Origin of the sequence: Paenibacillus pinisoli (assembly GCF_003605435.1) — a bacterium.
In the GTDB taxonomy this organism is placed as follows: domain Bacteria; phylum Bacillota; class Bacilli; order Paenibacillales; family Paenibacillaceae; genus Pristimantibacillus; species Pristimantibacillus pinisoli.
Map to the genome: position 1 here is coordinate 186113 of NZ_QXQB01000006.1, position 23420 is coordinate 209532.

General features: G+C 55.5%; 20 protein-coding genes. 11 read left to right on the forward strand and 9 right to left on the reverse strand.

The window, feature by feature from the left end:
- Window positions 1–44: 44 nt before the first annotated feature.
- Window positions 45–2180, reverse strand: a complete 2136-nt coding sequence (locus D3P09_RS23715) for a multicopper oxidase family protein (protein WP_120113914.1) — start codon at window positions 2178–2180, stop codon at window positions 45–47.
- A 235-nt stretch (window positions 2181–2415) separates the two neighbouring features.
- On the opposite strand from D3P09_RS23715, the gene D3P09_RS23720 reads away from it, so the two are divergent.
- The 3 genes from D3P09_RS23720 to D3P09_RS23730 all read left to right on the forward strand — a co-directional run bounded on the left by D3P09_RS23720 (window position 2416) and on the right by D3P09_RS23730 (window position 4658).
- Window positions 2416–2652 carry a hypothetical protein gene (locus tag D3P09_RS23720; protein WP_120113915.1) on the forward strand — a complete coding sequence of 79 codons (237 nt, stop codon included), beginning with the start codon at window positions 2416–2418 and terminating at the stop codon, window positions 2650–2652.
- Between the two features lie 191 nt (window positions 2653–2843).
- Window positions 2844–3377 (forward strand): YceI family protein, encoded by a 534-nt coding sequence (locus D3P09_RS23725; protein WP_120113916.1) that lies wholly within the window; start codon window positions 2844–2846, stop codon window positions 3375–3377.
- A 153-nt stretch (window positions 3378–3530) separates the two neighbouring features.
- Window positions 3531–4658: an amidohydrolase family protein gene (locus D3P09_RS23730; RefSeq protein ID WP_243644433.1), complete on the forward strand. Its 1128-nt coding sequence runs from the start codon at window positions 3531–3533 to the stop codon at window positions 4656–4658.
- A gap of 15 nt (window positions 4659–4673) precedes the next feature.
- On the opposite strand, the gene D3P09_RS23735 is transcribed toward D3P09_RS23730, so the two are convergent.
- From D3P09_RS23735 to D3P09_RS23745, 3 genes are all read right to left on the reverse strand, one after another.
- A complete protein-coding gene (locus tag D3P09_RS23735) occupies window positions 4674–5222 on the reverse strand; it encodes an NADPH-dependent FMN reductase (RefSeq protein ID WP_120113918.1) in 549 nt (182 codons plus the stop codon).
- 172 nt (window positions 5223–5394) lie between these two features.
- A complete protein-coding gene (locus D3P09_RS23740) occupies window positions 5395–6063 on the reverse strand; it encodes a response regulator (protein WP_120113919.1) in 669 nt (222 codons plus the stop codon).
- A complete protein-coding gene (locus D3P09_RS23745) occupies window positions 6060–7748 on the reverse strand; it encodes a GAF domain-containing sensor histidine kinase (RefSeq protein ID WP_120113920.1) in 1689 nt (562 codons plus the stop codon). Before D3P09_RS23745 ends, D3P09_RS23740 begins: the two co-directional genes overlap by 4 nt.
- 420 nt (window positions 7749–8168) lie before the next feature.
- On the opposite strand from D3P09_RS23745, the gene serS reads away from it, so the two are divergent.
- Window positions 8169–9476, forward strand: coding sequence for a serine--tRNA ligase (serS, locus tag D3P09_RS23750; protein WP_120113921.1), 1308 nt, complete (start codon window positions 8169–8171; stop codon window positions 9474–9476).
- On the opposite strand, the gene D3P09_RS23755 is transcribed toward serS, so the two are convergent.
- The 3 genes from D3P09_RS23755 to D3P09_RS23765 all read right to left on the reverse strand — a co-directional run bounded on the left by D3P09_RS23755 (window position 9455) and on the right by D3P09_RS23765 (window position 13047).
- Window positions 9455–10309 (reverse strand): aminoglycoside 6-adenylyltransferase, encoded by an 855-nt coding sequence (locus D3P09_RS23755; RefSeq protein ID WP_120113922.1) that lies wholly within the window; start codon window positions 10307–10309, stop codon window positions 9455–9457. The two genes, serS and D3P09_RS23755, sit on opposite strands and share 22 nt — an antisense overlap.
- A gap of 517 nt (window positions 10310–10826) precedes the next feature.
- Window positions 10827–11549: an amino acid ABC transporter ATP-binding protein gene (locus D3P09_RS23760; protein WP_120113923.1), complete on the reverse strand. Its 723-nt coding sequence runs from the start codon at window positions 11547–11549 to the stop codon at window positions 10827–10829.
- Complete coding sequence (locus D3P09_RS23765) at window positions 11542–13047, reverse strand: ABC transporter permease subunit (RefSeq protein WP_120113924.1); 1506 nt, start codon at window positions 13045–13047, stop codon at window positions 11542–11544. The genes D3P09_RS23760 and D3P09_RS23765 overlap by 8 nt, the downstream gene beginning before the upstream one ends.
- A 96-nt stretch (window positions 13048–13143) precedes the next feature.
- Between D3P09_RS23765 and D3P09_RS27430 the strand changes: the two genes are divergently transcribed.
- Both D3P09_RS27430 and yidC read left to right on the forward strand, forming a co-directional pair.
- Entirely contained in the window at window positions 13144–13482 is a 339-nt protein-coding gene (locus D3P09_RS27430; RefSeq protein ID WP_133305050.1) for a hypothetical protein, read from the forward strand.
- Window positions 13437–14291, forward strand: a complete 855-nt coding sequence (gene yidC / locus D3P09_RS23770) for a membrane protein insertase YidC (protein WP_120113925.1) — start codon at window positions 13437–13439, stop codon at window positions 14289–14291. The genes D3P09_RS27430 and yidC overlap by 46 nt, the downstream gene beginning before the upstream one ends.
- Before the next feature lie 126 nt (window positions 14292–14417).
- On the opposite strand, the gene D3P09_RS23775 is transcribed toward yidC, so the two are convergent.
- Window positions 14418–14549, reverse strand: a complete 132-nt coding sequence (locus tag D3P09_RS23775) for a DUF4023 family protein (RefSeq protein WP_120113926.1) — start codon at window positions 14547–14549, stop codon at window positions 14418–14420.
- Between the two features lie 379 nt (window positions 14550–14928).
- Here D3P09_RS23775 and D3P09_RS23780 point away from each other — a divergent pair, with 379 nt between their 5' ends.
- Both D3P09_RS23780 and D3P09_RS27850 read left to right on the forward strand, forming a co-directional pair.
- A complete protein-coding gene (locus D3P09_RS23780) occupies window positions 14929–15135 on the forward strand; it encodes a cold-shock protein (RefSeq protein ID WP_120113927.1) in 207 nt (68 codons plus the stop codon).
- A gap of 161 nt (window positions 15136–15296) precedes the next feature.
- Window positions 15297–15446, forward strand: a complete 150-nt coding sequence (locus D3P09_RS27850) for a hypothetical protein (protein WP_165867565.1) — start codon at window positions 15297–15299, stop codon at window positions 15444–15446.
- 86 nt (window positions 15447–15532) lie between these two features.
- Here D3P09_RS27850 and mle read toward each other — a convergent pair whose 3' ends face one another.
- Window positions 15533–16369, reverse strand: a complete 837-nt coding sequence (mle, locus tag D3P09_RS23785) for an alpha/beta fold macrolide esterase (RefSeq protein WP_120113928.1) — start codon at window positions 16367–16369, stop codon at window positions 15533–15535.
- A gap of 465 nt (window positions 16370–16834) precedes the next feature.
- On the opposite strand from mle, the gene D3P09_RS23790 reads away from it, so the two are divergent.
- From D3P09_RS23790 to D3P09_RS23800, 3 genes are all read left to right on the forward strand, one after another.
- Window positions 16835–19168 carry an ATP-dependent DNA helicase gene (locus D3P09_RS23790; protein ID WP_120113929.1) on the forward strand — a complete coding sequence of 778 codons (2334 nt, stop codon included), beginning with the start codon at window positions 16835–16837 and terminating at the stop codon, window positions 19166–19168.
- Window positions 19169–19564: 396 nt separating this feature from the next.
- On the forward strand, window positions 19565–21313 hold the full coding sequence (locus D3P09_RS23795; protein WP_120113930.1) for an ABC transporter ATP-binding protein: 1749 nt from the start codon (window positions 19565–19567) through the stop codon (window positions 21311–21313).
- A 19-nt stretch (window positions 21314–21332) separates the two neighbouring features.
- On the forward strand, window positions 21333–23366 hold the full coding sequence (locus D3P09_RS23800; RefSeq protein ID WP_120113931.1) for an ABC transporter ATP-binding protein: 2034 nt from the start codon (window positions 21333–21335) through the stop codon (window positions 23364–23366).
- Window positions 23367–23420 lie beyond the last annotated feature (54 nt).

The window sequence follows — 23420 nt, forward strand, 5'->3', positions numbered from 1 at the left end:
ATTGATTATATAGGATAAGCGGGCCCGATCATAGCGCGGTTGCCCTACTCTGGATGATTATGCGTATCGGTGCCGATCTGGAAGGGAGAAGAGACCCCTTCGTACATTAGATGCATGGTCATTCCTGCAGCAGCATGCTGAAGGTTATGGCAGTGATCCATCCATAGGCCGGGATTGTTCGCCACGAAGGCGACTTCGTATGTTTCTCCGGGCGCAACGTCCAGCGTGTCGGACCACCATGGACTGCCCGTCGCCAGCTTGCCATTGCGGGAGAGTACCAGCATATGATGGCCGTGAAGATGCATCGGATGGTCGACGGCGCTGCGATTGGATATCGTTGTTTTTACCAGATCGCCTTCCTTGACCATATACATAGGCGTATTCGGGAATACCTTTCCATTAATTGTATCATACAACGCAGGCGCTCCGTTGAAAAAAGCGAGGCGATTGTCCAGGATCATCGTGAACTCCCGGTCGAAGTCGCTGCCGGCATCGAAGGGCGTCGGCGCTGCCTTGCCGTAATGGGTCGGGTCAAAGACGGCGGTCGGACGAGGCGGCTTGGGCGCTTCGCCTGCTCCATCGGAGCTCATCAAGATTCCCCTCTCGAGGCTGCCGTCGACACGGAGATAGACGGGGCTCTCCGGCATGGTGAATTCGACATCGTAGCGTCCACCCGTGGTCAGGACCAGATCCGTATTCTCCAGCAGCTCCGGCTCGTTCAGATCGACGCCGTCGATTGCCGTTACCTGAAATGGCGTGCCTGACAGCGTATAAGAGCGTCGAACCCAGTTATCAGTCCCAATGAGTCTGAGCTTCACGCGTTCGCCGGGTGTAATCTCCATACGCTTCAAGGTGTCGAAGCTGCCGACTGCCGTGCCGGCGCCATCCCAGACATGCGTTAATACGACGATATCGTGATCAGGCAGACGGTCCTTCTCGACAGGCTCGACAATCAGGGAGCCGAACAATCCCTTCTCGACAGCTTCCTTGGAATGCTGGTGGGAATGATACCAGAAGGTTCCGGCTTGCTCCGCTATGAAGCGGTAGGTGTGGCTGCCGCCCGGCATAACGGCATCCTGAGTCGCTCCGGCTACGCCGTCCTCGGCATTCGGCACATCAAGGCCATGCCAGTGCAGCGTAGCGCCGTCTTCGATATCTTCGTTATACAGGGTGACTTCAACAAGATCGCCTTCGCGAACCCGAATTTCCGGCCCGGGCAGTTCTCCGTTATACGTCCAGGCATCAACCGTCTTACCTGAGCTGAGCGCAACGCTTGCCTTCTTGGCGGTCAGGGTAAAGGAGCGGTCAGGCTTCCCTTCCCGCGGTCCGCTTAAGGCAGTGACAGGAACGGAAGTCTGGTCAGGCGTCTGAACCGTACCGGCAACCGGCAACGAATGATGAGCATGGCCCTCAGGCGCTGACGCCTTGACCAGCTTGCCGCCTTGTCCGCGGATCATTCCATAGTCCGGCTTGCCAGCCATCATGCTCATGCTGCCGGGATGGCGGCTTGCGTCCATAGCGAGCAGCGCCGGTACGCTTAAGATGGCGCAAGCAGCTGCTGTGACGACCGTGATACGGGCGCGTCTTCGCCAAGGCTGATAAACGGCAACGGCATCGGATGCCGCGGCTGCGGCATTGCGGCTGGACTGATGCATCCATAGCAAGCTGCCAATGAACACCATCACGGTAAGCGGGATCGCGATCTCTACCATCAGGAACGGTATAGGCGGCGACAGGACGAAATAGACGAGCACGGCGGAGGCAAGCGCCAGCCATTTGTAAGGCGCGACCAGGGCGCTGTCTGTAGCGTGCCTCCTGCGCGGCATATCCGGCGCGATCTCTCTCTGGCTCTGGGTGCGCTGGATCAGCATTCGCAGCCTCGGCCACGCGATCACCCAGAGCAGGGTGAGGGCGAGGACGGCAAGCGGCGCGCGCAGGAAGAGGCGGTCTATCCAGAAGACAGGCGGGCTGATCGCTGCCAGCATGGCATCCGCTGCGATGGAGCCTGCCGCCAGCAGGCTGGGCAGGATCGTCCAGAAGCGCATTCCCCGCGCTCTTCGGTGCAATTCCTTCTCTGTTGGGGAGAAAATAAGCTTGGATGCCTTATTGGCGGCGATCAAGCCGAATATCAGCAGCAGGAACAGCAGCGCTTGGCTGATATTGGTCAGTACGCTATACATGAGGGTAACCCTCCCGTTCATTTGCTTTACGTTAATATCGTATCCCGTGAGAGATTTGCGTGTAACCTCCGGGAGACTCATCCTTAACCTAGACCTCAGACGGGGAGGTTCCACAAGCGCCGAAACCCGCCTGCGAAAGCGGAAAAACTTCCTATGAAACGACATTTTACACCTCTATCCCAGTACCTATGAAAGCGCTAAAATGAAGATATGAATTGATAGGGAGGTGAGAGATATGAGCCAAGAACAAGAAATTGTTCAAGAGGGCGCCGAAGAAGTCGTAGAATTGATTTCCGAGGATGCTCCTGCTGCGGAAGAAGCGGCAGAGGAGGCTGAGGCCGAAGAAGCAGTAGAAGCGGAAGCCGCAGAAGCGGTGGAAGCGGAGCTGGAGGAAGAAGTGGAAGAGGCGGCTGCATCGGCAGAAGAAGCCGAGGCGGAAGCAGAAGAAGTATCCCAAGAAGAAGCGGAATAATATTTATTCTTTGCAAATAGAATCGGAGCTGCCATTGCCGCCTCACGGCGTACAGGGCAGCTTTTTTATATAACATGCCGAGCAAAAAAAGAGTTGACAGATAGATGTCTTTGTTTTAAGATAATTTTATAATCTAAAGTTAGTTAATTATTAAATGTTAGTAAATAAAATCACATATGGAGGTTTTTAATATGACAAAAGCACAATGGGTTGTAGATGCTTCGCACAGCGAAGTCGGATTTTCGGTAAGACACTTGATGATTGCAAAGGTGAAAGGCACATTCCATGCATTCGAAGCGAACATCGTAGCGGATCCGGCCGACCTGACTTCCGCAGAAATTTCTTTCAGTATCGATCTGAGCAGCGTAGATACGCGCAACGGCGACCGCGACGCGCATCTGAAGTCCGCTGATTTCTTCGACATCGAGCAATTCCCTGCACTAACCTTCAAGGCGACAGCTATTACGAAAACAGGCGAAGGCGAATATAGCGTTACTGGGGACGTCAGCCTGCATGGCGTTACGCGTTCCGAGACATTCGAAGTGACGTTCGAAGGCACAAGCCGCGACCCTTGGGGCAACACCAAAGCCGGCTTCAGCGCGACTGGCGCAATTAAGCGCAGCGACTACGGTCTGACTTACAACGCGGCTTTGGAGACAGGCGGCGTGATGATTGGCGACGATGTGAAAATTACGCTTGAGATCGAAGCTTTGCAACAAGCTTAAGCTCTCATCATGATAAGGAAGACTGTCGGTCCTTGGCCGGCAGTCTTTTTTGTCTCTTAATGGATCTCTGCCGCCGCTAAGAATCAATTTACATAAATGGATGAAGATGCTATGTTGTTCGTAGATAAGCCATTTAGCGGGGGAGAGGGGATTTTGAGCAGATCCAAGAGACGAGTCCTTTGGGCGATGATTGGAATTGCAGCAGCGGCTGCCGCTTTGATAGCAGGAGGACGGGCGATGGCTCCGGGAGCGGACGAGACTGCGGGTTTACCGGATCAGGGGCAGCTGATCGTATCTCAAGAGCCGTCCGAGGCGCCGCCGACGGAGAAAAGCTTCGATGAGCTGGTTCAGATTTATCGTGACATTCCAGTTATGGATGCGCATAACCATAATGCCGCCGGGAGCAAATACCGCAGTATGATTCCCAAGTGGGATTCAAGCGGCGTGGACAGGGTTGTGCTCTTTGGCGCCGTATCGGAGCCGGCTGCAGAGGCTACGGACGAGGTCGCTTGGGAGGCATACCAGAGCAATCCTGAGCGGTTCATTCCTCTCACCTCCGGCATCAATCTGCTGGAGAAGGAGGGCTTGGATAAGCTGCGGGAGAAGCTGGAGCGAGGTTACTTCGGCCTAGGCGAGATTGCGGCCGCATCGCAGCATTCACCTGCACTTGCCCGCGTGGAGTGGAAGACGGAGCATCCGATGGATGGGATTCTGCCGGAAATTTATGCTTTGTGCGCAGAATATCAGGCGCCGGTTCTGCTGCATATCGATCCGCTGAACGGTATGCCGGTCGCCAAGCTGCAAGAAGCGCTGGCCGCTTATCCCGACACGACCTTTATTCTCGCCCATGCCAATGCATTCAACTCGCCGGCTAATATAGAGGCGTGGCTGGAGGAGTATCCGAATTTGTATGCCGACTTCTTTGCAGGCTTTACCGTCTTCAACCCGGAAAGCACGAATGTGCTGGAGGATTTTATTCCGGTAATAAGGAAGTTCCCAGACCGGATTGTGCTGAGTACGGATTCCGGCTACGGCCTTAGCAGCGAGGAAAAGGCCATCGAAGCGATGTATCGCTTAATGGATAAGCTGGATGACCGCTCGCTGGTTGAGCGGATCGCCTACAGCAATATGAACGGGCTGATCGAGCGGCAGCCGGCAACTCGGACGCAGCTGGAGAAGATCAAGGAGCTGGGCGGAGAGGACGACAGCAGTCTCAAGCTTGCTGAGCCCTCGAAGCGGGAAGCAGGCGAGTGGCTGATCCGCAGACAAAAAGAAGGATAGGCGCATAAGCTGCGCCTATCCTTTTATCCGTGCCGCCAGCTCCAGGAAGGAGCGGGCTACCCGCTTGATTCGCTCCACAATTTCGCCCCCGGAGCCTTCGTTGTCCGTATGAGGCTCGGCGAACCAGTTCCGCTGGGCGCCGCCGATAGACACCCATTCCGGCGAGTTGATCCCGTGCAGATTGCGTACGATGGTCTGCAATTGCTGTAGGGAGCTGGTACCCACTGCGCCGCCAGCCGAGCTCATGGACAGCACGGCTTTGCCGCGGAAGTGATCCTGCCCCAGGTGATCCAGCGCATTCTTCAATACGCCGGAGATGCTGCTGTGATATTCCGGCGTGGCCAGCACGATGGCATCGGCATGATGCATACCCTGCTTCAGCTCCGCAATATGCCCGCTGTTGTCATATTCGCCGTCCGGCGAGTAGAACGGCAGCGGCTTTCGGTATAAGTCGTATAGGGTGACTTGATGCCCTTCGCCGGCGATAACTTCCTGGATGTATTCCGAGAGACGGGTGCTTGTCGCCCCTTTGTGATTGCTTCCTGCAATAATCATAACGTTCATGATCCATTTCCCCTTTGGTCCGGCTCTTGCGTCCGTTGCTATGCCATGATCGTAACATAGGGACTCCAAGGAGCACGTCGGCACAAGGGTTGAACTTATCCGGGAGGAGCACCTTCAAAGGTCTGAGCGTATATGCGACGTTAGTCTGAGATGAACTGCCGCGCAGCCTGGATCAAGCTTCTTTGTCGAGCCCGTTGCGTACCGCAAACAGCGCTGCCTGCGTGCGGTCTGCCAGATCAAGCTTGCTTAAGATATGGGTCACATGCGTCTTGACTGTCTTCTCGGCAATAACAAGCGCATCCGCAATCATGCGGTTATTCATGCCGGCTGCAATGAGCCGCAGCACCTCAAGCTCCCTTCTCGTGAGCGGATCTAGGGCGGCAGGGCTGGCTTCGGATGGAGCGGCGTCCCCTTGATACAGATGAATATATTGATTCATGAGCTGTCCAGCGATATCGGGATGCAGCTCGACCTTTCCTTCATGAACCCGCCTGATTGCATTCGCGAGCTCATCAGGCTCCAGATCCTTCAGCAGGTAGCCTTTGGCCCCCGCGCGTATGGCGGGCAGGGCATGGTCCTGATCCGAAAAGGAAGTGAGCACAATCACCCTCACGCCCGGCAGCGATTCTGCAAGGCGCTTGGTCGCTTCAATCCCGTCCATGACGGGCATACGAAGGTCCATCAGCACAATGTCGGGCGCCAGCGCCGCCGCTTGCTCCAGCAGCTCCCGGCCGGTGGACGCTTCGCCCACAATCTCCATATCCTTCTGCGAAGTGAGGAATACTTGCAGTCCTCGCCGAACCACCTTGTGATCATCAGCGAGCAGAATCCGTATAGTCATTGCCCCCGAACGACTCCTTCCATCTCGAATGCGGACAAAGGCAGCGTAGCTTCGATCAGCATGCCTTCACCCGGCGCGCTGGCCAGCTTCAGCCGGCCTCCCGCAGCTTCGACGCGTTCTCTCATGATGGACAAGCCGAAGCTGTTGCCGCTGGCGGGAAGCTCTTCAAGCTTGACCCCTTTGCCGTTATCCTTGGCTACATATACGAGGCTCGATTCATGCGTATAAAGGGCTATTTCGACGGCATCCGCTTTTGCGTGCTTGGCAACATTGTTCAGCGTCTCCTGCGCAATCCGCCATACTGTTGCTTCGATCGCCTGCGAAAGCTGCTTCATGCAGCCATCGCATGTCAACTGGACATGAAGGCCTAGCCGCTTGCCGTATTCGACGATCGCCCTGGCAATGCCACCGTCCAGATTGGCGGGACGAAGCTGCATAATGAGCGAGCGCATCTCCTTCAGCGCATCCTTGGAGACGACCGTCATATCCTGAAGGGCGTGGCGGGCAGCGTCCAGATCTTTATCTTGCAAATAAGACTCCGCTCCCTTTGCCGTCATGCTGATGGAGAAGAGCATCTGGGATACAGAATCATGCAAGTCGCGGGCCAGCCGGTTGCGCTCCTCTACTCTCACCAGCTCGCGCCTGTTCTGCTCCAGCCTGGCATGGTCGACCGCAGCTGCTATATGCTCCGCCACCGCTTCCAGCACCTCGCTCTCCACCCTGTTCAGGAAGGCGGGACTGCTGCTGCGAATCAACAGAATCCGCTCAGACTGCGATACCAGCGGTGTAACGGGGACGGCCAGCAAGGCGGAGCGCGGGGAGGACGTGAGGCCCCAAGGTGTAGTCATGTCATCGCTGGAATGACGGATATCCAGCTCTATGCAGCGCGAATCGCTGGCGATGCGGTCCAGCTCCGCCGCGAGGAAAGCCGGGGCGGTAAGGACATGATCCTGCAGCGCATGATCGGCATGGAGCGCCTGGATCGCATACCGGCTGTCGCTTGTACGCTCCAGCAGAGCGGCCAATGGCCAATCGAATTGCTCCGCGAGCAGGGAGATCGCATTCTCCGCCAGCTGGACTGGCGCCATGCCGGAGCTGACCGACTCGTGCAGAGAGCGGCTGTATGCTCCCAGACGGGTGAATTGCTGGGCCCGCCGCTGCTCCGCTTCATGCAGCCGGATGCGTTCCACCGCCACGCCGATTTGGAAGGCGACCGATTGAAGCAGTGCCAGCTCTTCATCCGTAAAATGGTTTTTGCCTGCCGCACCGACATTCAGAATGCCGAATTTGCGCTCGCCAATCCGCAGCGGCACTGTGGCATGGTGGGTGAAGCCGCATGTATCGCCGCTTTTTGCGGCCCGGGCTTGGCTGAGCCTGCGACAGCTTAGGATGTTGACCGCATCCGTCAGCCGCTCGCTGCGGTATTGATCGACGCACCAGCATGAGCCGCATTTCATAGGCGCTTTGTCCTGCAGGAGCAGGGCGGGCGGCAAGTTCCGATCGGCGGCGAAGCTGTAATGCCCGTTGTCGTCTATCAGGAAGATCCAGCCGAAGGTAAGCTCGGTGACATCAAGCAGCTTCTCCAGTACGGCCTCCAGCATGTCATAGACATGATGGGAGCGGTTAAGCGTCTCCGCAATCATTTTGAGCGTGGTCAGCTCTTGAATATGGCGCATATCATTCATCTGAGGCACTCCCTTCTCCTTTGTTCCGCAAGATTCTTATTCCTCCAATATAATTGTTGATGAGCAGAAGCGAAAGCCTATTCCTGTTAAGCAGGGCGTGAGACAAGTGTGATTTCTGGATTTTTTTGCAAAGAGGAATTGGGCTTGCTTTAAGCGGGAAACCTATTTATAATACAAAAAAACGATACGGACACTATGCCTATGATGAGAATCCAACTCGGAGGCGTATTCGCCAAGGAAGGCTGACGCATGAAGCCTGCTCCCTAAGTTTGCCGGAATCCGCCCGTTACCGCGGAACAAAGAGAATCGGACCCTCTGATTGGTCCGGTTAATTTGGGTGGCACCGCGAGACAAGCGCTCCTCGTCCCATTGGGATAAGGGCGCTTTTTGTATTTCTATGCGAAAAGGAGCGCGGTGACAATGTTGGACATGAAATGGGTAAGAGAACATGCGGAAGAGGTAAGGGCAGCGGTGCGGAATAAGGGCATTCGCCTGTCGGTGGATGAATTGCTGGCACGGGACGAGGAGCGGCGCAGGCTGAAGCGGGATACCGATGTGCTGCGGGAACGCCGCAACCGCTTGTCGAATGAAATCGGACGGCTTATGGGGGATAAGCGCCGGGACGAAGCGCAGGCTATCCGTTCGGAGACGAAAACCGTTAATGCCAAGCTGGCTGAGCTGGAGGCGGAGCTGCGGGATTCGGAAGAGCGGTTCGGCGTCTTGTATGAGCTCGTCCCCAACGTCGTATCGCCGGATTCGCCGATTGGCCGCTCGGATGAAGACAACGTGGAATTGAAGCGGGTTGGCGAGCTGCCGGCCTACCCGTTCGAGCCAAGGGATCATATGGAACTGGGGGAGCTGCACGGCTTGATTGATGTTCCGCGGGGCGTGAAGACAGGCGGCAGCCGCCATTATTACTTGAAGGGAGCGGGAGCGCTGCTGCACCGGGCTGTCCAGCAGCTTGCGCTGGATTTGCTGCTCGAACGGGGCTTTGAGCTTCTTGAAGTGCCGCTAATGGTGAGGGAAGAAGCGATGAGCCATACGGGATTTTTCCCGCTTGGACGTGACCAAGCCTACAGGCTGGATGGAATCGACGGCTATATGGCCGGCACATCGGAAGTGCCCCTGATGATGTATTATTCGGGTGAGATTGTAGAGGCTGAGACGCCGATCCGGCTGGCGGCCGCTTCGATGTGCTTCCGCAGCGAGGTTGGATCGGCAGGGCGGGATGTCCGCGGCCTCTATCGGGTCCATCAATTCGCGAAGGTGGAGCAAGTTGTGATTTGCAAGGCGGACCCAGCCGTATCGGAGGCGATCCTGCAGGAAATTACGGCGAATGCGGAGCTGCTGCTGCAGAAGCTGGAGCTGCCATACAGGCAGATGGCTGTCTGTACCGGAGATATGTCGCAGAAGACATACAAGCAGTACGATCTGGAGACATGGATGCCAAGCCGCGCGGCATACGGAGAGACGCATTCGTCGTCGAACCTGCATGACTTCCAGGCGCGCCGCGCCAACATTCGCTATCGGGACGAAGACGGGACGCTTCGTTATTGCCATACGCTTAATAATACAGCGGTCGCGAGCCCGCGCATCCTGATCCCGCTACTGGAGAATCATCAGCGCGAGGACGGTTCGATCTATATTCCGGAGGCGCTCCAGCCTTATATGAACGGCTTGACGGAACTCCGTCCGCCGTGTGAGCCTCAGGAGGAAGCGGAAGCTTGAACGCGGTGCAGATAAGCTGTGACATTGCGGTCCTCGTCTTCATTGTAGACGAAGCCGTAATGCTGTGCGACCGTATGGGCCGTCTCGCGGAACAGCTCGGACATCACGAATAACGATTGCCAAATCTGGTCGCTGCCGTCATTCGGGAAGGTCTGCCGGAATTTGGCCCACAGCTCGGGAGGGAGCAGCTCTTCATAATATTTGCCCAGCTTGCCGGGATTCGCTTTAAAGTCCGACTGGCAGCCAATGTACCAATCCAGCATATAGATCAGCATGTCGCGCACAGGACGCTCCAGATGGAACTTGGCATAATAGAGCTCACCGCGCCACAGCCCTTTGGCGATATAGGTGCTTACCCACCAAAATTCATTGCAGCATTCCGCAAAATGCTTGGCGCTCGGCTCCTTTGTCCGGTAGTCATCAATATTGGGAGGAGGGAGCTTCCCGACGCGCGCATCCTTATCGAGCAGCACGAGGCTTAGGCTGTCATGGCGCATGCTTTCCAACTGGCTGGCAGGCGCGAAGGTCAGGTCGATGCGGTTGCCGTCCATGAACAGCATGAGATAGCCGAAGCTGGCGCGGGGCTCATCTTGAATGAGAGTCCCTTCATCAGGCGTCTGCATGATGAGAATGTCGCCGAAGCGGCTGATCCAGCTGCGGTCAGTGATCCACTCTTGCACATCAGTCACATAGTAGACGATATCGTAGTCTTGGAATCGGTCTTTGGCCGCATGAGGATTGACGCGGGAGCCGTTCATGATGACGGCTCTAATACCGGGCTGTTTGTTGGCGAAGCCCAGGATCAGCCCCAACATTTCTGCTTCAGTACGCATGGTTTCTCGTCCTCCTTGTCACTCATCACCTATTCATCTGATTATAATAGATAGGATGAAATGGGGACAAACGGCAAGCTGGTATTATCGAGGATCGAAGAAATTGATAGGCCGATAATGCGGCATAGAGAGTGGGGAGTATCAGTCTGCGGGAGCTGCAAGCCTAGAAAGTCGGCATCGAGCGCGGGAAGTGCAGTCTACTGGAGCTGCAAGCCGAGAAAGTCGGCATAGAGCGTGGGAAGTGCAGCTTGAGAGAGCTCTAAGCCGAGAAAGTTGGCATCGAGCGTGGGAAGTAGCAGTCTGCGGGAGCTGCAAGCCGAGAAAATCGGCATCGAGCGCGGGAAGTGCAGTCTGAGCAGGCTTTAAGCCATGAAATACGGCTTAAAGCCTTGGAAGTAGCTTGGACGCACGTGTGCTTCAAGCTGCCCAAATCGGCCTGGAACTTCCCACGGCTTTAGCGGAGAATGCTGTGGCAGCCGAACGAACGCTGTAGAGTAGGTATTCCCTATGTTGTAGCCTAGAGCACCTTCTCCAAAAACCGCTTGGCGCGCTCGCTTTGCGGCTCTTCGAAAAATTGCGCGGGAGGCGTCTTCTCGACCAGTCTGCCGTCATCCAAGAAATAGATGGTATCGGCAGCCTCGCGGGCGAACTTCATCTCGTGCGTCACAATCAGCATCGTCATGCCAGTGCTGGCCAGCCCCTGAATAACAGCGAGCACTTCCTTGACCATCTCGGGGTCGAGCGCCGATGTGGGCTCGTCGAACAGCATGATCTCCGGCTCCATAGCAAGGCTGCGCGCAATCGCGACGCGCTGCTTCTGTCCGCCGGAGAGCCTCGAAGGGTAGCTGTCCGCCTTATCGGCCAGTCCGACGCGTTCCAATAGCGCAATAGCTTTATCCCTTGCGGCACCAGCGGGTACACCTTTCACCCGGCGCGGTGCAAACGTGATGTTCTCCATCACCGTCATGTGGGGGAACAAGTGAAAGTGCTGGAAAACCATGCCGATGCGCTGCCTGACCTTGCCGATGTTGGTATGGCGGTTGGTCAGCTCCGTATCGTTGATGGTAATAATGCCGGAGGTTGGCGTCTCCAGCAGGTTCAAGCAGCGCAGGAAGGTCGACTTGCCGGAGCCGGACGGGCCGATGAGGGCCACAACCTCTCCCTTGCGTACAGAGGTTGTTATGCCTTTCAACACCTGATGCTTGCCGAAGGTTTTGGTCAATTCCGTTACATTAATCACTGCGGCGAAGCCTCCTTTCCAGCAGATGGGCAAGCGATGTCAGGACAAGCACCAATACGTAGTAGATCACCCCGGCGAACAGGAGCGCCTCCAGCGCGCGGAATTCCGTCGCCTGCACCACACTCGCCCTGCGCATAATGTCCTGCACGCCAATGACGGAGACGAGCGACGATTCTTTCAGCAGAGCGACGCATTCGTTCACCAGCGCCGGTAGAATGGTTCTTACGGCTTGCGGCAGGATGATGCTGATCATCATTGTCCGGTAGGGAATGCCAAGCGACATGGCTGCCTCCCGCTGTCCCTTGTCGACGGCCATTATGCCGCCGCGAATGGTCTCCGACAGATACGCGGCTGAGTTGAGGCCGAACGCCAGCCCCGCTGCCATAAGCGGCGATATGTCATACTGGAATAGCTGCGGCGTTGCGTAGTAGATCAGGAAAAGCTGCAGGAGCAGCGGCGTTCCGCGCAGTATGGAGGTATAAGCGGTTGCGAACCACTCCAGCGGCCTGATCCCGGATATTTTGAACAGGGACAGAATCGTGCCCCAGATGAAGCCGAATGCGGCGGATACAAGGGTGAAGAGCAGCGTGACATAGACGCCCTTCAGCATATATGGAATATATCCCTTCAGGATGCCGAAGTTCAGATTCAGGAAGCTGTCCGCCTGCGGCTCCCGTCCGGTGGCGAACCACTTGTCCACAATGGCGTCGATCTGACCGCTCGCCTTCATCTCTTCCAGTGCGCCGTTGAACGATTCTACCAGGGCAGAGCCCTTCGGGAAGGCGATGGCATATCCGTCCTTCGAGTTGCCGGGCGGCAAGAAGGTCATGATCAGGTCAGGGTTCGCCGCTGTCATCTCTACGGCTACGGCATCCTCGACGATTACCGCATGGACGCGTCCTGTCTTGAGCTCCTGGATCAGATCCGGTATCCGGTTGAGCTTCTTCAGCTCGGCGCCTTCTAGCGTCTGCGCATAAAGATCCTGTGTGGAGCCAAGCTGGGTGCCGACGATTTTTCCTCCCAGCGATTCACTGGTCTCGTAAGGCTCGCTCTCTCTGGACACAATGGTGTTCCGCGCTACATAATAGGTAGAGGAGAAGTCGACGTTGTTCTTCCGTTCCTCCGTAACGGACATCGCCGACATGACGAAGTCGACCCTGCCCGTCTGCAAGGCGGCGATTAAGCCGTTAAAATCCATTGCGGCGATCTCCAGCTTAAAGCCGAGTTGGGCCGCAATAAACTTGGCGATATCAATGTCCATGCCGACGATTTCGCCGCCCTTTTTGGCATCGACATTCTCATAGGGCGGATAGTCGGGCGATGTGCCAAGCACAATTGTGCCCTTTTCCCCCACGCTTGGAGCGGCTGGGGCGACAGTTGATGCATATGGTCCGAGTCCCGTGCGGACATCGCCAAGAAGGCTGGGCAGCAGCGCAGCGGAAGCGACGAACACGAGGAGAAGCAGATAGATGATTCGCAGCAAAGCGGTTCTTCGCATAGGCCCTCTCCAGATCATTGTGAATTGTTGTTACTATAACCAGTTTGCTGCCGTATAATTAAAAACGAATCTTTGTCCGGGGAAGGGGGGATTGAAATGTTCGAGTTGGAATTCCAGGAATGGCTGCCTTATCTGCTGACGATCGGCTGGATCTGCGCAGTAGCGGGGCTATATTCCGTTCATCTGCATACCGTATCTGCTACGATGGTCTGCCACGATGAGGAAAACGGGATGCTTATTGGGACGGAACGCCGCATTGTCTCGATTGCGGCGGTCGTTCAGAAGCGGCTGGTCCGTCATATCAAGCGCAAGGATTCGCCGGAAGAAGATGATCCGGCGTGCAGCGCCTCGTTGGTTAGCGCAAGATCCAATCAACGAGGAGGGACTACATGTCTAATCGAACATTCATCTCTGCTTCCCGGAATAACGGGATAAAAAAATATATTCTAGCGCTGGCTGTGCTGGCGCTGCTGGTCATTCTGCCTGGCTGCGGTTCAGCTACGGGCACCATCAATGAAGATACGCCGGGCGTATTCAATCACTACATCATTTATCCGCTCTCAGAGCTGATCAGCGGAATTGCGGGAGCGCTTGGCGACAATTACGGTCTTGCGATCATGGCGATCACCATTATTATCCGGGTTGCGCTCTTCCCGCTGATGCTCAGACAATATAAATCTCAACAGGCCATGAAGACGAAGATGGCTGCATTGCAGCCGGAGCTCAAGGCTCTGGAGGCGAAATACAAGGACAAGAAGGACCAGGACGCGTTAGTGAAGAAGCAGCAGGAGACGATGGAGCTGTATAAGAAGCACAACGTCAATCCGCTGGCGATGGGCTGCCTGCCGCTGCTCATACAATTGCCGATTCTGACGGGACTGTATTCCGCCATCCGGCTGACGCCGGAGATGTCTACCCATTCGTTCCTTTGGTTCAAGCTGGGGACGCCTGATCTGTGGCTGCCGCTTATCGCGGCATTCATCTATTTCTTGCAATTCAAGGTCTCTCAGCGGGGCGCCGACAACTCGGCGAACAAGCAGCTGGCATTCATGGGCTACCTCTCGCCGATTCTAATGGGCGTGTTCGCCTTGTGGGCTCCGGCAGCTATCTCGCTGTATTGGGTGACGGGGGGATTGTTCATGATCGGACAATCATTCCTGCTTGCCAAGCTGTACCCGGCGGTCAAGCTTCCAGAAATCGCACCGGAGCCGCCACAAGCCAAGACGCGTAAAAGCGGGGCTTGATCCCGGCGGAGAAGCTGGCGATTTCGCTATATGAAAAGAGGCTCCCTTTCAAAAAAGGGGAGCCTCTTTTCACGTTTACACGCGAGCTCTGCTCGCTCATTAGGCGCACGATTTGTCTGTGCACAATTATTTGTTGGTGCTATGCTGTTTGTTCGGGAGCTGCCCGCCCGGCGATCCCTGCCCGTTCGTACGCTTGTTCCGCTCGGCTTTTTGCTGCGTGCTTTTGACTTTGTCTACAAAAGAATCCGTCTGGCTCATCGGCTCACCTCCTCTTGTCCACTTTCCCCCGAGTCATGAAATTCAATTCCGCTGAATAAAAATAATGAAATAGGGCACGAAAGCCCATTCTGGCGTAATGAAGCGTTCCGGCTGGCAGGCATCTATATCATTTGCCTTATTCCGGTGTACATGGTACAATGACGGAAATTTAATACTTAACTTCCTGTTGTCGCCTTGAACGACGGCAGAGCCCCATAGACGAAAACTGCCCGCTGACCAAGCGTTAGAGGCAGTTTTCCGTTTTGTCGAGGGGTTGTCGGCGGAGAGACAGGCAGGGACGCACATTACACACATATCTGCGAGGCGGACACGGCCGGTACACCGGCATGTGTTGGCGCTGGCGCGAAGGAGGCTGGCCATGTACAATCGTAAAAAACCGCTAGAAGAAATTCCGCTTGAAAACACGAAAGTATGGACATGCGAGACTGAGGGCTGCAACAGCTGGATGAGGGACAACTTCTCATTCGAGCGAGTGCCGAGCTGTATTATGTGCAACGCACCAATGGTAAGCGGCGAGAAAATGCTTCCGATGCTGGTCAATTCGACAGCAGAGCTGAAGAGCTAAGCCGCCGCAACCGGCGAAGACCGCCGCAGGAAGATAATCTTCCTGCGGCGGTTTTTCTTTGGCCGGATACAGATTGAGGGCGTACGTTTGATGCAGCAGGCGGGCGGGCAATCTATAACAGAATAGAAACAGATCCATAATTTCTATAAGGAGGCTAGCAGGTGACGAAGGATAATGAACGTGTGCGACTACCGGATTCCGTCAAGCACGAAGGATTGGTAACCGAGCGGGATATCGATGAGCAATTCGGCTTGTTCACGGAGGAGCCCGAAATCGGCAGCGTCCACAAGAAAGATACGGATCCGGAGTAGCCAAAAGTAGTGCAATTCAGTAAGAAGCGGCAGTCCAAGAGACCTGTAACAGGCCTTCAGGGCTGCCGCTGTGCCGTTTAAGAGCTTCAGACAGAGGTATGAGCCTTGATCGCCTCAATGATGGCATCCCAGTCATGATGATGCAGCTCATGTCCGGTCCCATCCAGCGTCAAGAGCCGGGACCCTGGGATGGTATCTGCCAGATGCAAGGCGTGCGGATAGGGGATGATAGGGTCTTCTGTGCCATGGATAATTAAAGCGGGGACATCTATTTCGCTTATGCGCGTCAAGTAGTGCTCGCCGCCCGCGACCAGAGCATGATTGTTGATGCTTTCCATTCGGGTGCTGCGCCTTGCTTCTTCTTCTGCGAGCTCGGTTGCCCGAGGCAGGTCGAACGGATTTTTGGAGCCGGAGAGCAGCTTGGACTTGCCGATATTGAAGTCAATGACAGCTCGGGTGTCCGTCCAGTCTATCTGACCGGAATTGACGAAATAATTCATAATCTTCTCCTCCATAGGAGGAAGATGCGGCGCAAAGTTGGAAGTCGCCAGCAGCGTAATGGTGCGAACGCGGGACTTATGGCGAAGCGAGATCATCTGTGCCAGCATGCCGCCCATGGACATGCCGACAATATGGGCCTGCTCGATGCCGTAGCCATCCAGAACCTGAATGGCGTCATCCGCCATGTCCTCGAAGGTGTAGTCCGGCTTGCCGGGCTCGTACGTAGTCGACAGTCCGGTGTCGCGATTATCGTAGCGGATGACGAACCGTCCTTCATCAGCGAGATAGTGGCAGAAGGCTTCCTCCCACCAGAGCAGCGAAGACTGCGCTCCCATAATGAGCAGGACAGCCGGATGGGCCGGGTTGCCGAAGCTTTCTGCACAGATCATGGCGCCATTGCTGGCAATTAGCTTATGAGTCATATGATGATTCCCCCTCGTCATTTGCGGTGAAATTAGAAAAGCACAGGCTCTTAGCCTGTGCTGATCGTAATCGAGACATAGAGGAGCGCTGCGAACAATCAAGCTTAAGCAGGCCGATAAGCAGTACGGGCAGACTGCAAATAAAGGTCCTTGCTGGCCGGAATTTCGAGAATACGTTCCTGTATGCAATTGGGTTACCGTATGGCAAACCATTCTTCGATTACGATGCACAAAGAGAGCCTATAGGCAATATTGTGTTCCATGCACATCGAGCAACCGAATCATTAGTTCAACACACGTAACCCTCCGTTCAAAGTGAATTGGTTCTCATACTACCATATGAATTTTTTTGCTGTCAACCCGGTTTTTTCATGGAAATGGATCTTGGGGACGGCTGTACAACTCCACGATGTATGCTACACTTAGGGAACAAATGTTCTTTCGGTCGGACGTGAAGGAGAGCTTATGTCGAACTCATATGTAGTATCCCTGTCAGTCAGGCAACTGGTGGAATATGTCTTCTCCAGCGGCAGCATCGATGCCCGGCTGCAGAGCGCGGATGCCATGCTGGACGGGACGAAGGCGCATCAACGCATCCAGAGCGAATATGGCGAGCACGACCAGAAGGAAGTGTATCTGAAAGCAGACATCCCATGGGGGGATGATCTTCGGTTCGCCATTGACGGGCGCTGTGACGGCTTGCTTGCCTCGGACAATGTGCCGATGATTGATGAGATCAAGTCTACTAGAGGCGACCTTGCGCGCGTGAAGGAAGAGGGCGGACTCCCTGTCCACTGGGCGCAGGCCTGGTTCTACGCCTATATGTATGCGAGAGACCATGGCGTTCGCAGGATGAGTGTGCAGATGACGTATGTGCATACCGTAACGGATGAGACGGTCCGATTCGTCAGGGAAGCCAGCTTCGAGGAGCTGGAGTCGGATATCCTCGGCATGATCGAGCGGTATGCCCCGTATGCGCTGCTTCGCAAAGAGCATGAACAGAGCCGCGACGAGAGCATCAGGGAGCTCGATTTCCCGTTCCGCGCCTATCGGGCGGGACAGCGGAAGCTGGCGGGGGCCGTATACAAGTCGATTGAGGAAGGGGTCTCCCTGTTCGCAAGAGCGCCAACAGGAATCGGCAAGACAATCTCTACCACCTTCCCTGCGATCAAAGCGATCGGCCAAGGCCTCTTGCAGCGGATTTATTATTTGACGGCGAGGACGACGACAAGAGCGGCAGCCGAGGATGCTCTGCGGCTAATGGAGGCTCAGGGGCTAAGGCTCCATGCTGTAACGATTACAGCCAAGGACAAGATATGCTTCCAGGAGGAGACTCGCTGCGAGAAGGAGCATTGTCCGTACGCAGACGGTTATTATGACCGGATTAATGAAGCGATTATGGATATTCTCCGGGAGGAGACGCTGCTGACAAGACCGGTCATTGAGCAATACGCGCGCAAGCACCTTGTATGCCCGTTCGAATATTCGCTGGACTTGGCTTATGCCGCCGACATGGTTATTTGCGATTACAACTATGTCTTCGATCCGCGGATTTCGTTCAAGCGGCTGCATGGGGAAGTGAAGAAGCGGACAGCCCTGCTTGTGGACGAGGCGCATCATCTTCCCGACCGCGGGCGGGAGATGTTCTCCGGCTCGCTGGCGAAAGCCCCGTTCCTTGCGATGCAGCGGGAGATGAAGGGGAAGCATCCGGGCGCATATAGCGCGGCGAAGGCGGTCAACGACTATTTTATCGCCAGGCGCAAGCTTCTTGGCGATGGGAAGCCGTCAGCCATGGAGCAGGAGAGGCCGGACGAGCTGATTGCGCTGGCGGAGCGCTTCGCAGAGGAACTGGAGCCGCTCCTCGAAGACATCGGCGCCGAAGGGCTTGATCTATACTTCCAGACTCAGCAATTTCTCCGGGCAGCGAAGTTATATGACGTCCGTTATGCGACATTGACGGAGGTGATAAGGAACGATGTCAGCATGAAGCTCTATTGCCTCGACCCATCCGAACTGCTGAAGGGCATGAGGAAAGGCTACCGGTCAGCCGTCTACTTCTCGGCTACGCTCACTCCCCTTGGCTATTACATGGACATGCTGGGCGGCGCGGAGGAAGACTATACCATCTCTCTGGCATCTCCCTTTGACAGCGGCCAGCTGGATGTATCAGTCTACCCGGTCTCGACCCGTTACCAGCATCGCGGGGAATCATATGCACCTATCGCCGGTATCGTGCATCGGACGGTTATGTCCAGGAGAGGTAATTATTTTGTGTTTTTCCCGTCCTATGCTTACATGAATGCGGTCTATGAAGCATATATAGAGTTGATGGAACGCGAAGGGCTGCCGCCTGAAGAGCGGCCATCCGTTCAAGTGCAGCGCAGCGATATGACGGAAGAAGAGCGTGACGGATTTCTGGAGGCCTTCCAGCCAGACGGAGCGCGGTCGCTGGTGGGCTTCGCGGTCATGGGCGGCGTCTTCTCAGAGGGCGTTGATCTGCCGGGAGAGCGGCTTATAGGCGTGGTCGTGGTAGGCGTCGGCATGCCGCAGCTTGGGCTGGAGCGGGACGCGCTGCGGGCGTACTATCAAGAGCGGGGCAATCGGGGCTTTCACTATGCTTATGTCATACCCGGCATGAACAAGGTGCTGCAAGCAGGCGGCAGGCTGATTCGCTCCGAGACCGATGAAGGGCGGCTTGTGCTCATAGACGACCGGTATCTGGAGCCTGATTATCGCAGGCTTCTTCCGGAGGAATGGCTGCAGGCGGTAAAGAATACTTATAGCGAACTTTACGATTGACAGTTTCTTGATCGGAATGATAAAGTGACAAATAGATTTCAAAAAATTTCTAGCGAAGAGGGAGGATTACGACATGCGTAATAATGATTTGAACGGCCATTTTCATAACGGCTCCCACGACGTAATCCAACTGCGCGAAGAATAACTTTGATATATCAGGGTGTACCCGATATCAAAGGCGCAGGGTTACGTGTCCGTAATCATGCGCCTTTATTGTGCCTTGGAAGGGCTTACCGCGTCTCGCGCGGGGAGAATTCCGGGCCGGATAAGAGCGTGTCGTTGCGGCGACAGGCTCTTTTTGTTTGAACTGTATGAGGAAACGGCCAGCAATTATTCGATTTTAGAAAGAGAAGCATCCGGTTTACGGATGCGAGACGGAAGGTGTGGTAAAAAGCGATGTTTGGCGTATTGAAAAAGCTAGGCTGGTTCTTTCGCAAGGAATGGAAGCGATACACGCTGGCGGTCACGCTGCTTGTATTGACCGGAGTCATTGATATTATTCCGCCTTGGCTGCTCGGCTACGTCGTAGACGGGATTAGCCAGAATACGCTCGGCACGTCCGAGTTCAACCGTATCATGTATTTCTGGATCGGTCTGACGGTAGTCGGTTATCTGATTACGTATGTATGGCACTATAAGCTCTTTGGCGGGGCGTTCGTGCTGGAGAGGCTGCTGCGCTCCAGCATGATGGGACACTTCCTGCGCATGACGCCGACCTTCTATGAGCGGAACCGGACCGGCGACTTGATGGCCCGCTCGACGAACGACCTTGGAGCTGTGGCAACAACGGCCGGCTTCGGCATACTGACTCTGGTCGACTCGACTCTGTTCATGATTACGATTCTGATCGTCATGGCTGCCGCTATCAGCTTTAAGCTGACGCTGGCGGCGCTTCTGCCGCTGCCGCTCATGGCGATTGCGATGTCTTATTACGGCAAGAAGATTCATGAGCGGTTCACAGAAGCGCAAGACGCTTTCGGCGAGATGAACGACCAGGTGCTGGAGTCGGTAGCCGGCGTGCGCGTCATCCGCGCATTCGTGCAGGAGGAAGCAAGCGAAGGCCGGTTCAATGCGAAGACCAGTGAGGTATTGGGCAAAAATATTGCCGTTGCCAAAATTGACGCGCTCTTCGAGCCTACGATGAAGATCCTCGTCGGCAGCAGCTATTTGATCGGTCTCGGCTATGGCGGCTTCCTTGTATTCCATAACGAAATAACGCTGGGCGAGCTGGTTTCGTTCAATATTTTCCTTGGCATGCTGATCTGGCCAATGTTCGCCATCGGCGAGCTCATTAATATTATGCAGCGCGGCAACGCGTCTCTCGATCGCGTGAATGAGACGCTGGGCTACAAGCAGGACGTGAAGGATGCGGCGAAGCCTGCCGCGGTCGAGGAGCCGACTATGGTTGAATTCGACAAAGTGACGTTCCGTTATCCATCCTCGGAGGTCGACAACCTGGCGAGCGTATCGCTTAAGCTTCACCAGGGCGGAACGCTGGGCATTGTCGGCCGCACAGGCAGCGGCAAGACGACGCTGCTCAAGCAATTGCTGCGGGAGTATCCGCTTGGCAAAGGCCAGATCCGCGTATCCGGCGAGCCGCTGGGCAATGTGAAGATTGACCAAATGCTGGGCTGGATCGGCTATGTGCCTCAGCAGCCGATTCTGTTCTCGAAGACGATTAAAGAAAATATTTTCTTCGGCCGCACAGATGCGTCCGAATCTGATCTGCAGCGTGCGCTGGAGCGCGCTTCCTTCGCGAAGGATATCGCCTTCCTGCCGGATGGGCTGGATACGATGGTCGGCGAGAAAGGCGTGGCGCTGTCCGGCGGACAGAAGCAGCGTGTCAGCATAGCACGGGCGCTGATCGCCGATCCCGAAATTCTGATGCTCGACGATGCGCTCTCCGCTGTTGACGCAAAGACGGAAGCGGAAATCATTGAAGGCATCCGCACGGAGCGTGCAGGCAAAACAACATTGATTACGACCCATAGGCTGTCTGCGGTGCAGCATGCCGACTGGATCATTGTGCTGGAGGACGGCAAGATAGTGGAAGAGGGCACGCATGACCGCTTGCTTGCAAGCGGAGGCTGGTACCGCGAGCAGTATGACCGCCAGCAATTGGAAGCATCCATTGAAACTGAATAGATAGGAGGCGTGAAGAGCAATGGGTACAACAGGCAAACGATTGTTTCAATACGCCATGCTGTATAAAAAAACGATTCTGATCGCCTTGGCGCTTCTCGTGCTGGCGGTATGCGCGGAGCTTACGGGCCCGCTGATCGCCAAGCGAATGATTGACCAGAACATTCTCGGCATCGAGAAGAGATGGCATCAAGTAGAGGGCGATCAGCCATACGCCGTGCAGTATCAAGGCGATTGGTACAAACGGGAGGACCGCTTCTCCTCTGAGGAGAGCGGCGAGAAAGGTCAGGAAGCGCGCGTGCTGCAAGTCGGCAGAAGCTATTACTTCCTGACGGGCGTGCTTGTGAATGAGAACGGCGCGCGCGCAGTGAATGGCAGCGAGCTGACTGTGACGAACGGCACGACAGGCGAGCAGGAAAAGCATGTGGTGGCGAAGCTGACTTCCAAGGAGCTGTACAGCTTCTACGAGCCGGAGGTTCCGGGACTGCTCGTGCTGGCCGCCATATATTTCGGCCTCTTGCTGGTGGTGGCGGTGTTGACGTACGGACAGCGGCTCATGCTGCAGACGTCCGCGAACCGCATCGTGCGCAAGATGCGCAATGATGTGTATGCGCACACGCAGCGGCTGCCGGTCAATTATTATGACAATCTGGCCGCGGGCCAGGTCGTCTCACGCATTACGAACGATACGGAAGCGATTCGGGAGCTGTATGTCGGCGTGCTGGCGAACTTTTTTACCGGCACGATCTACATGGTTGCCATCTTCGGGGCGCTGTTCCTGCTGGATCCGCGTCTGGCGCTTATCACGCTGCCGCTTGTTCCGATATTGATCGTCTGGATTATCATATACCGGAAGTTCGCAGCGAAGTATAACCGCATTATCCGAGCGAAGCTGAGCGAGATCAATGCGATGATCAACGAATCGATCCAAGGCATGACCATCATTCAAGCCTTCCGCCGCCAGAAGGAGACGTCCAAGGAATTCGCCGAGATGAATGATCATTACTTCAAATATCAGAACAAATTGCTGAGCCTTAACTCGCTAACGTCCCACAACCTCGTCAATGTCGTGCGGAATGTGCTGTTTCTGATCGTCATCTGGATGTTCTGGGGCGGTACGCTTGGGACGCTGGTGACGGTCGGCGTATTGTTCGCGTATATCGACTATATGAACCGGATGTTCTCGCCGATTGTCGGCATTGTGAACCAGCTCTCCAATCTGGAGACTGCCCGCGTATCTGCGGAGCGTGTGTTCAAGCTGATGGACGAAGAGGGCATCGATGTAGCGAAGGGCAAGCTGGAGCGTTATAAAGGAAATGTGTCGTTCGAGAATGTATCATTCGCCTATAAGAAGAATGAATATGTGCTGAAGAACATCAACTTCCATGCGAAGCAAGGGGAGACCGTCGCGCTTGTGGGCCATACCGGCTCAGGCAAAAGCTCGATTCTGAACCTGTTGTTCCGGTTCTACGACATTAAGGACGGCGAAGGCCGCATCGTCGTAGACGGCCGGGACGTGCGCGAGATTCCGAAGCAGATGCTGCGCCAGCATATGGGCATCGTGCTGCAGGATCCGTTCCTGTTCACAGGCACGATTGCCTCGAACGTCAGTCTGGACGATCCGACGATCTCCAGAGAGAAGGTCATTCAAGCGCTGAAGGATGTCGGAGCATACGAGATGTTCAGCCAGCTGCCTGGCGGCATCGACGCCGAGGTGATCGAGAAGGGCAGCACGCTGTCGGCAGGACAGCGCCAGCTGATCTCCTTTGCCCGCGCGCTGGCATTCGATCCGGCGATTCTCATTCTGGATGAGGCGACAGCCAGCATCGATACAGAGACGGAGGCGGTCATTCAGGAAGCGCTGAACGTTCTGAAGAAGGGACGCACGACTTTCGTTATCGCCCACCGTCTGTCAACGATTCGCCAGGCCGATCAGATTCTGGTGCTTGACCGAGGCGTCATCGTAGAACGCGGCAATCATGACGAGCTGATGGATCATCGCGGCAAATATTATGCGATGTATCAACTGCAGCAAGGTTCCATACAGACCGCTTAATATAGGAGGCCAGAAAAGCCCGCATACACGCGTTGCATCGTGTATGCGGGCCTT